The organism is Ancylobacter mangrovi (assembly GCF_024752335.1).
GTDB lineage: Bacteria > Pseudomonadota > Alphaproteobacteria > Rhizobiales > Xanthobacteraceae > Ancylobacter > Ancylobacter mangrovi.
Genome location: NZ_JANTHY010000005.1, coordinates 321,212 through 333,739, shown reverse-complemented (window position 1 = coordinate 333,739; position 12,528 = coordinate 321,212). Strand labels below are relative to the sequence as shown.

Below are 12,528 nucleotides of genomic sequence, written 5' to 3'. Positions count from 1 at the left end.
GCGCGATCAGGTGAAGCCGTACAGCCGCGCCGGGTTATCGACGAGGATGCGGCGCAGGGTCGTCGCCCCGTCCGCCCAGCCCGCCAGGCGGTCGAGGGCGAGGCCGTCATCCTCGGGATGGAAGATCTTGCCGGCATCGGCCCCGGCGCGCGGGTGCGGCCAATCGCTTCCCCAGAGCACCCGTTCGGCATTGGCGCCGATGAGCGCCCGGGCCCAACGGGCCAGCGCGGGGGAATCGGGATCGGCCAGCCGGCGCGGGGCGGAAAGCTTGACGTAGGCCGTACCGCGCTCCAGCAGCCGCAGGATGCGGCGGGCATCGTGGGCGAAGCCGGCGTCGTCCAGCCTCGGTCGGGCGAAATGGTCCAGCGCGGTCGTCACCGGAAGGGCGGCGATCTCGTCGGCGAGGCCGGCGAGGAGGTCCATCGCGGCATAGATCTGCAGGTGCCAGCCCATCGGCGCGATGCGCTCGGCGGTAGCAGTGAGGTCGCGGGCGATGTCCCCGCGGTCGACGGCCCCGCCGCCAGTGGCGATGTTCAGCCGGACGCCGCGCACACCCCGGTCGTGGAGCGCATGCAGCGTCTCCTCGTCCACGTCGCCCGGCAGGACAGCGACGCCGCGCGCCTGCGATCCCAACTGCGCGAGCGCGTCGAGCAGGCACGCATTGTCGGTCCCGTAAGGGCTCGCCTGCACGATGACGACGCGCTCCAGGCCGAGCGCGCGCTGATGGGCAACGAGATCGGCGGCGCTGGCAGGCGGCGGGGTGTAGTGCCGCCCGGCTGCGAACGGAAAGAGCGTGCCGGGCGCGAAGACGTGCACATGGGTGTCGCAGGCGTCGGCGGGCACGCCGAAGGAGGGCGCCGTGTGCCGCACGCCGAGTATGGCCGGCGAAAGTTCGGGCAGGACCGACAGCATCACGGCTGGCCGCTCGCGCGCGGGCCATCCGTCGCGCCCGATGGGCGCCGAGCAGCGCGGACGATATATGCGGATGCGTTCGCGGCCGTCCCGATCATCCGGGCCGGCCGGATGCCATGCGTGCTCCCGCTTTGCGCGGCAGCGAATGCCTCGGCGGGCATTTGTTCCTCCCGGTCTTTCCGTGAGGAGAGACCATTCCGGCCGGGAGAACCAATCACATTATTCCGCCGGCACATAACGGCGGGTTATGAGGCCGGCGGGACGGGCAGGGGCGATCTGATCGCCGGCTGTCCGGGAGGGCGGCGAGGGCCGGCGGGACGGTCCCTGTCCCGCCGTCAGGCGGCCGCGTCGTCGCCGTGGCGCGCCATTTCCCGCGCATAGCGCACCAGCGCTGCGAAGCGATAGAGGCCGTGCACGAACTTGCCGTAGGGCATTGTGAAGAACAGCGCGAACACGACGCCCAGATGGACCGCCAGCAGCAGACCCATGGCCGCACTCTCGCGGAAGGCGAGCAGGGCGAGCCCGGTGAGGCTCGTCAGGAACAGCATGACGAGGAAGGCGACGTCCATGCCGAGCCGCGCCTCGTCGACCAGGATGCGCTCGCGCCGCAGCTTGGCGGCGAGCAGCCCCGCCGGGCCGATCAAGAGCCCGACGCCGCCGGCAGTGCCGAGCAGAACCGGCAGGTCGTAGATCGGGTAGGGCGCCTCGCGGCCGAGCAGGTAGTGGTAGAGCGTCGCCACGCAGGTCGCCGCGAAGCACAGCATGAAGCCGTAGAACGTGCAGTGATGGTAGAAGCGGCGATTGTCGTCCGGCTTGTCGCTCTCGTTCATGCAGCCCACGCCGCCGCCGTCGAGATAGCGCAGCCGCCCCGCATCCTTGATCGCCTGCCAGAGCGGCTTCGGGGCGACCAGCGTCGCGGCCGGCTCGCCGATGTCGTTCCAGAACGCGCGCAGGCCCATGCCGACGGCGACCATCGCATAGAGGAACACGCCGCCGAACAGCAGCGCCATCGCGTTGTGCGGCATCAGCGCATAGAAGGCGCCGGCGTCGAGATGGGTGCCGAACAGCACGTCGCGGTCGTGCCAGGCGGCGAAGGCGAGGATGAAGCCGGCGACGCCAAGCGCCGCGATCAGGCTGACGGCGAGCCCGTTGCGGTCGAACAGCGGCGCGAAGGCGCGCGGCCAGGCATAGGCGCGGTAGGAATCCGCCCGCGCCACCGCCAGCGTGCGCGGCACGTTGACGTCGAACTCGTGCGGCGGCGAGAATTGGCAGTCATGGTAGCAGGCGCCGCAGCCATGGCAGAGATTGGCGAGGTAGTTGAGGTCGCCATCGGCGAAGGAGCGGCGCATCTCCATGGCCGGGAACACCGCGCACAGCCCCTCGCAATAGCGGCAGGAGTTGCAGACCGTCATCAGCCGGTCGGCTTCCGCCAGCGTGTCGGTGGCGTGGATGCGTTCATTGGCGAGCATTGCTGGCGGCCTCCCGTCCCGCGATCCGGCCGAACACGCTGCCGATCGTCATGCCGATGCCGGCGGCATAGCCCCTGCCGAGCACGTTGCCGGCCATGATCTCGCCGGCGGCGAACATGTTCCGCGCCGGGCGCCCGTCGGCCATGCGCATCCGCGCCTCGCGGTCGATCTTTGTGGCGAGATAGGTGAAGGTGATGCCCGGCCGCACCGGATAGGCATAGAATGGCGCGGTCTCGATCCGCCGCGCCCAATGCGTCTTGGGCGGCGAGAGGCCGTCGGTGCGGCAGTCGTCGAGCGTCTTGTCGTCGAACGTGCCGGGCTGGACGGCGGCGTTGAAGCCCTCGACCGTCGCGGTGAGCTTTTCCGCGTCGAGCCCCAGCTTGCCGGCCAGCTCGGCGATGCTGGCGCCGCTGATCGGGGGGAACAGCGAGGGCATGAACAGCTCGAGCGAGCGGGCGTCGAAGATGATGTAGGCGATCTGGTCCGGCTGCGCGGCGACGAGGCGGCCCCAGATGGCGTAGCGCTTGGGCCAGATGTCCTCGCCCTCGTCGTAGAAGCGCTCGCACCTGTTGTTGACGACGATGCCGAACACCACGCAGTCGAGCCGTGTGATGATGCCGCCGTCGAATTTCGGCGCGCGCGCGTCGATCGCCACGGCGTGGCACTGGGTCGGGTCGCCGATGGTCTCGACGCCGGCGGCCATCAGCATCTTCAGCACCGTGCCGCGATTGTAGGGCGTGCCGCGGATGAGGAAGTTCTCGGCGACCTCGCCCCAGCCTTCCTTCAGCCAGTCGATATTGGCCTCGAAGCCGCCGGCGGCCGCCACCAGCGCGCGCGCCTCGATCCGGACGAGCGCGTCGCCGCGCCGGACGGTGGCGGCTCGGAAGGTGCCGTCGTCGATATCGAGCCCCACCACTTCGGAATCGTAGGCAACCTCGACGCCCAGCCCTTCGGCCGTGCGGTAGAGCGCGTTCAGCATCGAGCGCCCGCCGCCGAGGAAGAACGAGTTGGTGCGCCCCAGGCTGAGCGTGCCGCCGAGCGAGGGCTGGAAGCGCACGCCCTGCTCGACGATCCAGTTCAGCATGTCCTTGGATTCGTGGATCATGTGCCGCGCCAGTTCCTCGTCGGTCTGGCCGCCGGTCACGCGCAGCAGGTCATCGAAGAACTCGTCCTCGGTATAGGGGCCGGTGAGGATCTCGGTCGCGGTGTCGTGGGCGCAGCGCATGTTGCGCGTGTGGCGCGTGTTGCCGCCGCGATAGAAGCGCGGCGCGGCCTCCAGCACCAGCACCCGGGCGCCGTCCCGGCTGGCGCTGATCGCGGCGCACAGGGCAGCGTTGCCGCCCCCGATCACCAGCACGTCATAGGGGCCGCGGGGCCCCGATTCCGCTCCGTTTTCCCTCGCCGCCATAGCTCCCGCCTGTTCGCCCGTCGTATTTGCATGTTATTGTATACGTACGTGCACGAAATCGTGCAATCGTCTTTTAACGAGTCCAATCGACAGGCCGGCGGCTTTCGCCTGGGCATGGCTGATGTATGAAAGGGAGCGGCGACGGCGCGCGGGAAAGTCGCGCCCGCGCCGGAACGGAACGCGAGATGTGATGGATCCACGCAAGCCCGCACCCGCCGCCTCGCCATCCGCGCCCCAGGTGCCGCTCGGGACGTTCGTCTACCGCTTCGTGCTCGACGCGCTGCGCAATGGCGAGCTCAAGCCGGGCGAGCGGGTGCGCGAGCAGGACATCGCCGAGCGGCTGGGCGTGAGCCGGACGCCGGTGCGCGAGGCGCTCAGCCGGCTGGTGGAGAAGCGGCTGCTGGAGCCGGTCGGCGGGCGCGGCCTCGTGGTGCGCTCGCTCTCCGCCACCGAGATCGTCGACCTCTATGTGATGCGCGAGATCATCGAGGGCGCGGCGGCGCGGCTCGCCGCCCAGCACGCCTCGGCGCCCGAGCTCGCGGCGATGGAGGACCTGCTGGCGCGCTTCGCCGCTCATCCCCAGGATGACGAGCGCGAGTTGGCGCGGCTGAACCGGCTGTTCCACGACGCGATCCACCGCGCCGCCCGCAACCCTTATCTCGACAGCGCCTCGAGCGAGCTGCACGACGCGATCGCGCTGCTGGGTTCCACGACCTTCGCCGTCCCCGGCCGCGCGCGCGAGGCGACGGCGGAACACGCCGCGATCCTGCAGGCGATCGCCGCGCGCGACGCCGACCGCGCCGAGCAGGCCGCGCGCGCCCACATAAGGGACGCCTTCCGCGCCCGGCTGGGGCTGATCGGCGGCGCCTAGCTCGCCGCTTGGGGCGGAAGGGCAGGGGCGAGCCGCGGGCGGTTGACGCGGCCGGCGAGGGAGCACTAAAGCAGGCACTCGGGCGCAACGCCCGGCGCATCGGTCGTCAGTGCTCCGTCAGGACCTGGCTACCGGCGACCCGCCAGGCAGCTTTCGGCGCGCGAAGGGCCGACGGGCATCCCGGCGGCACGGTATGGAAGTGTGGCCGAGTGGTTGAAGGCACTGGTCTTGAAAACCAGCAACCCGCAAGGGTTCGTGGGTTCGAATCCCACCGCTTCCGCCAACGTCATTACGTTAGCCGTTGATTTTATCTGATCTCTTCACGTGAGCGTATCAATTTACCGCCATTTCACCCCGCATTATTGCGGTGGTGAGTGCGCGGCCGTGGGCTGAAGAAGTGAAAACTCCAGCTGCCTAGCGAATTTTAGCCGTCCTGTTGACGGCAAGGTTGGTCCGCGGACGCGCGACGCTCTGATGCGCCTGCAGGCAAATTATGAATGAAAGCCGACGGGAACAACTACACCAGAAACATTGAACGCATTGAGGATCGTTGCTCAATGATATCGAGCGTACGGCAAAGCGATGAACCGGCAATAAAAATATCGTTCTGTTATGATGCGTGAAATCAAGGTGCGCCATAAGCAGACACTTTGTCTAAGCGTTGAACCCGATATTGTCGCCTGCGGCGTGCCGCGTCCGAACGATCCGGCTACGTTGTTAGCCTGCCGGTCGCTGCTGGCGTTGGCGGGTATCGAGTTCGACACGCCCCGCCTGGCTGTGCGCTCGCCAGCCTGCCATCAATTCAGTGGATTATCCCCGAAACCAGTCACACCACCGCGCCATCACTCCCGCGGCACGGCAACATCTCGTCCGCTCTCCTGCCGGATCACTTCCATCTCGATCCCGTAGATCGCCCGGAGCGTCGGCGGCGTGATGATGTCCTCCGGCGCGCCACGCGCGATCATCCTGCCGCTGTGCAGCGCGATGATGTTGTCGCAGTAGCGTGCGGCCATGTTCACGTCGTGGAGCACGACGAGGACGCCCGTACTATTCTCGCGGCAGAGCGAGCGGACCAGATCCAGCACCTCGAGCTGGTGGGCGATGTCGAGGGCCGAAATCGGCTCGTCGAGCAGCAGGCAGCGGGCATCCTGCGCCACGAGCATCGCGATCCACACACGCTGGCGCTCGCCGCCCGACAAGGTGTCCACCAGCCGGTGCGCGAAGGATCCGGTGCCGGTCAGCTCGATCGCCTGCTCGACCTTGCGGCGGTCCTCGGCCGAGAAGCGGCCCAGCGCCCCGTGCCAGGGATAGCGGCCCAGCGCGATCAGTTCGCGCCCGGTCATGCCGCCGGTCGCCGGCGCGGTCTGCGGCAGATAGGCGACGCGGCGGGCGAAGGCGCGGGCGCTCCAGTCGTCGAGCGGACGCCCTTCGAAACCGATATGCCCACCACTCGCCTCAAGCTGCCGGCCGAGCAGTTTTAGCAGGGTGGACTTGCCCGACCCGTTATGGCCGATCAGCCCGACGACCTTGCCCGCCGGCACCTTAAGGCTGAGAGGATGCAGCAACATGCGTCCCTCCACGCTGAAATGCGCGTCGGCCAGCTCGAACAGCGTCTCTGCGGAAGTGTCCGTCATGCCGGATCCCGGCCAAAGGCGAAGCGGATTCCGAGATTGATGGTCGCGGGCAGCACCGACATGTGCGTCTCGCCGGGCAGGAAGACGTATTCCGCGGTTAGCCCCGGCGCCATCGCCAGTCGTTCCGCCATCTCCCTCGTGTGGTCGACGATCCGGCTCTCCTCGAAGTTGGCGAGCCGCTTCTCCTCATCGCAGGCGCCGACCTGAAACGGCGCGAGCTTCTGCTCATACTCGCCGACCAGCAGCATCACCCGGCCCTCATGGGTATCTCTCTTCGCGACAAAAGCCTCCGCCGCGGCGACGATCCCGCCGCCCTCCCACCAGATGGCGGGACTGGAGGAGATCCAGCGGGAGAAGGTTGTCGGACGACGGAATAAGGCGTGCAGCACGAAAAGCCCGCCGAAGGAATGGCCGAGGATCGACTGACGGCTCGTGTCGATCGGCACGCGCCGGGCGATTTCGGGCTTCAACTCGTCTTCGATGAAGGCGAGGAACGCGTCGGCGCCACCGGTGCGGACATCCGGGCCATCGGTCGTGAAGGGCGGATAGGTCTTGCCGGGCGGCGGACCGAGATCCCAGGAACGGCGCACGCCGTCATAGGCGTCGTCGACGGGGTAGCCGATGCCGACCATCACGCCCCACTCGATCCCGGTGCCGAGCGGCCAGGCGGCCTGAACCCGCATCGTGTCCGCCGCGGTTCCGGCGACCGCATTGGCATCGGTGTAATAGAGCACCGGCCAACCCTGTGCCGGCGGCTCACCCGGCGGCTGATAGAGGAAGATGCGCCAGGTGGCACTCCCATCGCCCGGCGCGAAATCGAACACCGTCGTTTGGGGAATGAGGGCGGCGTTCATGGTGTCTGCCTGCGTGTGAGGAGCCAGAGGAACACAGGGGCTCCGATCGCCGAAGCGACCAGACCCGCGGGGAGTTGCCAGGGAAAGGCGATGGTGCGGCCGATGAAGTCGGCGCCGACCATGATCACGCTCCCGAGCAACGCGGCGCCGACAAGTTCGGGCAAGGGCCGCCTGAGCCCGGCGAGACGGGCGAGCGGCGGGGCAACCAGCCCGACAAAGGAGAGCGGCCCGACCAGCAGCGTCGCGAGAGCGGTGGCCAGCGCGGCCAGCGCGAGCAGCAGCGAACGGCTCAAGAGCGACGAGATACCGAGCGCCCGCGCCGAGGCATCGCCGAGCGGCAGGATTTCGAGCCAGCGCGCCACCATCGGCAGCGCGGCAAGCACCAGCGCGGCGGCAACGATGCTGCCGATGGCGGACGCGGTATCGACCCCGTAGGTGGAGCCGGTCATCCAGTTGAACAGGCGCATGGCGCGCGGGTCGCCACTCGCCATCAGGATGCTGACGAGGGAATCGAGCAACGCCCCGATGGCTATGCCTGCGAGGATCACCCGCTCGGGCGCCCCTTTCGATGCCCGCGCAAGGGCCAGGATCACGACCAGAGCCAGCGATGCGCCCGCCGTCGTGGCGAGCACCTGCCCGGAACGGGCGGATACATCGAACAGGAACAGCGCGACCATGAGCCCGCCTGCCGCCCCCGCGCTCACGCCCAGCACTTCCGGGCTCGCCATCGGGTTGCCGGTCATGCGCTGGAGGATGCCGCCGGCCACGGCCAGCAACGTTCCGCCCGCGATCGCCGCGAGAAGGCGCGGGAATCGAAGCGACCACAGCAGATCCCCCGGCAGCGCGGCGCCCCATCCTTCCACGCCCGGCCCGAAGGTTGCCGAAATCGCGGAAACGACCAGCAGCAGGACGGCCAGCCCGGCGAGAAGCGGCGCCGGGCGGATCATGTTCATCGCAGGCGAGATGAGCCCGGAGACGCCGTGCGGCGGCAGGTTGAGCCGGGGCACCATCCACAGCAGCAGCGGCGCGCCGAGCATCGCCGTGACGGCGCCGGTCGGCAGCATCATCTCATAGGAACTGGAGAGCAGCATCACTATCTGGTCGGTGAGGCAAAGCAGGGCAGCGCCAAGCAGCGCGGCCGCGACCAGCCGCGAGCCGAGCCGTCGTGCTCCGCTCAGGCGGGCGAGCACGGGAGCCGCCAGGCCGATGAACCCGAAGCTGCCGACGCTGGCGACGACGAAGGCGCTCAGTGCCACCGCCACAGTCAGCGCGGCAAAGCGGAGCAGCCTGAGCGACAGGCCGAGGCTGCGCGCCGCGGAATCCTCAAGCCCCAGCAGCGTCAGCGGCCGGAGCAGCAGCACCGCCGCGATGCCTGCCACGGCGATGCGCGGCGCCAGCTCCGCGGCAACCGACCAGTCCTGCTGGCTCAACGAACCCGCGCCCCACAGAAACAGCCCGGCGAGGTAGTGGCTTTTGAAGAGGGTGAGCAGCGCCGCCAGCGAAGCGCAGGCAAGGCCGGTCACCATGCCGGCGAGGATGACGACCAGCGGCGCAAAGCCGCTGCGCCGCGACAGCAGCAATACGAGCAGAATGGCGAGCAGCCCGCCCCCTAACGCCACCCATTCCCGCCCGAAGCCGATGAGCACCGGGGCGAAGATCAGCGTTGCGCCGAGAGCGAGATTGGCACCCGCCTCGATGCCGAGCGTGGTCGGCGAGGCGATCGGGTTGCGCAGCACCTGCTGCAACAGGGCACCCGACAGCCCAAGCGCAGCACCGGCCAGCAGGCTGACGGCGAGACGCGGTGCGAGGCTGTAGAACACCAGCAATTCGGCGATGTCGGCCGTGTCGGGCTCGACGAGGGCACGCCACCATTTTTGGGGCGGCAGCTGCATCGACAGGTTGGCGAGGCAGGCGAGGACCGCCGGGAGGCCCAGCAGCAGAACCAGCGCAAGCGGGCGCAGCTTCGGACGCATGCCGCCCGAGGTCGACACGGCGAGATCACCCATTGGACGGCGCTCCGCCGAGCACGAGCGATATCTGCCGCGCGAAACGCATGGCCGCTGGCAGCATGCCGAACATCAGCGCCGCCGGCAGTCGATAGATGCGCCCGGATTCGACCGCAGGCAGACGGTTCCAGAGCGGGCTGGCCGCGAGCCTGTCCAGCGTGTCGGGCGCAATCGGCTCGAGATAGGCGATGCCGCTCGCCGGGCTTACCGAGAGTTCCTCGATGCCGACCGTGCTGAAGCCCCAGTAATTGCTGGCTCGCGGCCAGCCATTGGTCAGGCCGCAACGTTCGAGAACGTCGCCGAACAGGCTGCCCCGGCCATAGACACGCACATGCCGGGTGTCGAGGAACTGAACGATCAGCAGCGATCTTCCGGCAAGACCCGCAGCGGCAAGGCGCTCGCGAACCTCGTCCATCACTGTTTGCGCCCCGGAAATGAGGTCTTCGCCGGCACTCTCCATGCCGACGGCGGCGGCAAGCTCCCGCGTGGCCGCGACGCTGCGCGCGTAGATCGGCCCCGGCGGCGGAGCATAGACCGAGAAGGTCCGCGTCGGGGCGAAGCGCTCCAGCAGCGGGGTGATGTCGTCGAGAAACGGCGTCGTGACGATGAGGTCCGGCTTGAGCGCGGCGAGCAGTTCGAGGTTCGGCTCGCGATCCGTGCCGAGATTGACGATATCCACCGGCAAGGGAGGCTCGACCACCCAGTCCGCCCATGTATTCGGGTCCGGCACCGCAATGGGCGGCAGGCCCATCTCGATAAGCGTCTCGGCGAGGCCGAAATCCATCGCGGCGATGCGGGGCCGGGTGCCGGCCGACGCATCGCCGGCCGTGGTCGCGGCCGCCGGAAAGGGGCGCGCGAGGACGCCGGCCGCGAGCCCGCCGAGCATGAGCGCCCGGCGGGATGGCAGGGAGCCGCGCATCACCAGCGGTACTTCAGGCCCGCCAGAACCGTGCGCGGGGCACCGAGATAGCAGTAGCCCGCGTCACAAGTGACGTATTCCTCGTCGAGCAGGTTCTGGGCGTTGACCTGCAGGCTCCAGCCCTTGAGCTTCGAATTGAGATACGAGAAGTCGTAGCTCAACTTGGCGTCGACGAGCGTGTAGGCGTCGTTCTCGAAGGTGTTGAGACTGTCGCCCCAGGTCGCGCCGGTGTAGCGCACGCCGGCACCGACACCGAGGCCCGCCAGCGTGGTGCCGGGCTGGAACTGGTAGTCGGCCCAGATCGCAAAAGCGTTCTGCGGCTGGCCCGAAGGCGTCAGGCCGATCGTCGTCGGATCGCCGGCCACATTGGTGAGGTCGAGATAGGTGTAGGCACCGCGAACGCGCCAGCCGGCCCCGAGATTGGCGACCGCCTCGAGCTCGAAGCCGCGGGCGCGCACCTCGCCGGTCTGCACCTGGTAGAGCGGATTGCTTTCGTCGGTGACGAGCCCGTTCTCCTGGTTGATCTGGAACACGGCGGCGGTGAAGTAGCCGTCAAAGCCGACCGGCTGGTACTTCACGCCCGCCTCGATCTGCTTCGCCGTGGTCGGATCGAAGGAATCGCCATTGCTATCGACGCCAAGATTGGGCGCGAAGGAGGTCGAGTAGCTGACGTAGGGCGCAATGCCGTTGTCGAACAGATAAGTCAGGCCGGCACGCCAGGTGAACTCGCTGTCGTCGATGTTCTCGGTCGTGCTGTTGAGCAGATCCTCGTCCTTGCTGTCGACCCAGTCCTGACGTCCCGACAGGGTCAGGATCCAGCGATCGAACTGCATCTGGTCCTGAATATAGAGGCCGGTCTGTGCCTGACGCTGGCGATAGCGCGACGAGTTGAAGGGCGGATCCTCGGTCGAGCCGAGCGGCTGGTTGGTGTTGTAGTCGTAATCCGCGGCGGTGCCGAAGCCGATGCCGCCATCGAGCGACAGATAGGTATAGTCGAGGCCTACCAGCAGCTTGTGCTCGATCGCGCCGGTGGCGAAATTGGCCTCCACCTGATTGTCGACGGCGAAGGCGTCCAGGAGGTCATGGACATAGCCGGTGTAGCGGCTGGCAATGTTGGTGTCCGGATCGAGATCGTTCAGGCCGGTGTAGCGCACAGTCGTGTCGGCATTGCCGTAGCGCAGCTTCTGACGGACGGTGAAGACCTCGTTGAACTCGTGCTCGGCTTCGTAACCGACACGCCACTGTTCCTGCGGCTGGCTGTTATAGTCGCCGGGCGACCGGCTGAAGGTCTCGCTGCCCGTGCCATCCCAGGCATAGTACGGCAGCGACGCCGGGGTCTCCGACTTCTGATATTCGCCGAGGAAGGTGATCTTGGTCTGGTCCGTGGGCTTCCACGTCAGCGCCGGCGCGATGAAGGTCATGTCATTGACGCCGCCGCCGAGCGTGTTCGGCGAACCGGCATCGCGCAGCAGTCCGGTCAGGCGGTAGAGGAACTGGCCGTCCTTGTCGATCGGGCCGCCAATATCGAACTGGCCCTGCAGCCAGTCATAATTGCCGCCCTGCAGCTCGATCTCGCCGAAGGCCTCTTCGGTGGGACGCTTGGACTGGACATCGACCAGGCCACCCGGCGAACCGAGGCCGTAAAGCGCCGAGCTTGGGCCGCGCAGCACCGACACGCTCTCGACGCCATAAGGCTCGATCTTGAACACCGACATGTTCGCGCCGGGCCAGCGCAGGCCGTCGCGGAAGATGCCGTTATAGGTGGTGTCGAAGCCGCGGATGGTGAACACGTCGAAGCGCGGGTCATAGCCACTCTGGCCGGTGCGCACGCCGGGCGTGTAGTCCACGGCCTGCGTCAGCGACTGCACATTGCGGTCATTGAGTTCCTGCCGTGTGACCACCGAAACAGATTGCGGCGTCTCGATCAGGGGCGTGTCAGTCTTGGTACCGACCGTGCCGCGATTGGCGACATAGCCGACCGTACCGCTGGCCTCGCCTTCGACGGCGATGGTGTCGAGCGCGATGCCGCTGTCGGGGCCACGCGTGCCCACGGAAGACGTCGGATCCTCGATGGTCACGCGGTTGGGCGCGGTGAAGCGGTAGGTCAGGCCAGTGCCGCGCAGCAGCGCGTCAAGCGCCTCGGGCGCACTCAAGGTGCCGGAGACCGCGGAAGAGCGGCGCCCACCGAATTTCGCGGTGTCATAGAACACCCTCACCCCAGCCTTCTGGGCGAAGGAGAGAATGGCCCGGTTGAGATCCTGCGCGGGGATGTTGAAAGCGATCCGCACCGGCGCAACGCTTGCCGTGCCTTGCGCCCGGGCGGCCGGCATCGAGAGGGCGAGACCTGCGACCGTCAGACCGAAGACCAGGGCATTGGCCGCCGCACCGGCGAAAAAGTGCCCGCGCAGTCGTCCTGTGCTGCGATGTACTTGGGTCGTCATGAGGCGTCGTTCCT

General features: G+C 68.0%; 9 protein-coding genes and 1 tRNA gene. 2 read left to right on the top strand and 8 right to left on the bottom strand.

Annotation, left to right across the window (positions count from 1 at the left end; all coding sequences use genetic code 11):
• Positions 1 to 6: 6 nt before the first annotated feature.
• From NVS83_RS14970 to tcuA, 3 genes are all read right to left on the bottom strand, one after another.
• On the bottom strand, positions 7 to 912 hold the full coding sequence (locus tag NVS83_RS14970; protein WP_258740124.1) for an amidohydrolase family protein: 906 nt from the start codon (positions 910 to 912) through the stop codon (positions 7 to 9).
• A 335-nt stretch (positions 913 to 1,247) separates the two neighbouring features.
• Positions 1,248 to 2,363: a tricarballylate utilization 4Fe-4S protein TcuB gene (gene tcuB, locus NVS83_RS14965; protein ID WP_309486206.1), complete on the bottom strand. Its 1,116-nt coding sequence runs from the start codon at positions 2,361 to 2,363 to the stop codon at positions 1,248 to 1,250.
• A gap of 4 nt (positions 2,364 to 2,367) precedes the next feature.
• On the bottom strand, positions 2,368 to 3,789 hold the full coding sequence (gene tcuA / locus NVS83_RS14960; RefSeq protein ID WP_258740027.1) for an FAD-dependent tricarballylate dehydrogenase TcuA: 1,422 nt from the start codon (positions 3,787 to 3,789) through the stop codon (positions 2,368 to 2,370).
• Positions 3,790 to 3,979: 190 nt separating this feature from the next.
• Between tcuA and NVS83_RS14955 the strand changes: the two genes are divergently transcribed.
• Both NVS83_RS14955 and NVS83_RS14950 read left to right on the top strand, forming a co-directional pair.
• Positions 3,980 to 4,660, top strand: coding sequence for a GntR family transcriptional regulator (locus tag NVS83_RS14955; protein ID WP_258740026.1), 681 nt, complete (start codon positions 3,980 to 3,982; stop codon positions 4,658 to 4,660).
• A 195-nt stretch (positions 4,661 to 4,855) separates the two neighbouring features.
• Positions 4,856 to 4,943 (top strand) — tRNA-Ser (locus NVS83_RS14950).
• A 559-nt stretch (positions 4,944 to 5,502) separates the two neighbouring features.
• Here NVS83_RS14950 and NVS83_RS14945 read toward each other — a convergent pair.
• Genes NVS83_RS14945 through NVS83_RS14925 form a run of 5 tightly spaced genes read right to left on the bottom strand, consistent with a single transcriptional unit; the run spans position 5,503 to position 12,514 of the window.
• Complete coding sequence (locus NVS83_RS14945; protein ID WP_258740025.1) at positions 5,503 to 6,294, bottom strand: ATP-binding cassette domain-containing protein; 792 nt, start codon at positions 6,292 to 6,294, stop codon at positions 5,503 to 5,505.
• Positions 6,291 to 7,148, bottom strand: coding sequence for an alpha/beta hydrolase (locus NVS83_RS14940; RefSeq protein WP_258740024.1), 858 nt, complete (start codon positions 7,146 to 7,148; stop codon positions 6,291 to 6,293). Before NVS83_RS14940 ends, NVS83_RS14945 begins: the two co-directional genes overlap by 4 nt.
• The gene (gene fhuB, locus NVS83_RS14935) at positions 7,145 to 9,154 is read right to left on the bottom strand and encodes a Fe(3+)-hydroxamate ABC transporter permease FhuB (RefSeq protein ID WP_258740023.1); all 2,010 of its coding nucleotides are present in this window, start codon (positions 9,152 to 9,154) and stop codon (positions 7,145 to 7,147) included. Before fhuB ends, NVS83_RS14940 begins: the two co-directional genes overlap by 4 nt.
• Positions 9,147 to 10,073: an iron-siderophore ABC transporter substrate-binding protein gene (locus NVS83_RS14930; protein ID WP_258740123.1), complete on the bottom strand. Its 927-nt coding sequence runs from the start codon at positions 10,071 to 10,073 to the stop codon at positions 9,147 to 9,149. Before NVS83_RS14930 ends, fhuB begins: the two co-directional genes overlap by 8 nt.
• Positions 10,073 to 12,514 carry a TonB-dependent siderophore receptor gene (locus NVS83_RS14925; protein ID WP_258740022.1) on the bottom strand — a complete coding sequence of 814 codons (2,442 nt, stop codon included), beginning with the start codon at positions 12,512 to 12,514 and terminating at the stop codon, positions 10,073 to 10,075. The genes NVS83_RS14930 and NVS83_RS14925 overlap by 1 nt, the downstream gene beginning before the upstream one ends.
• Positions 12,515 to 12,528 lie beyond the last annotated feature (14 nt).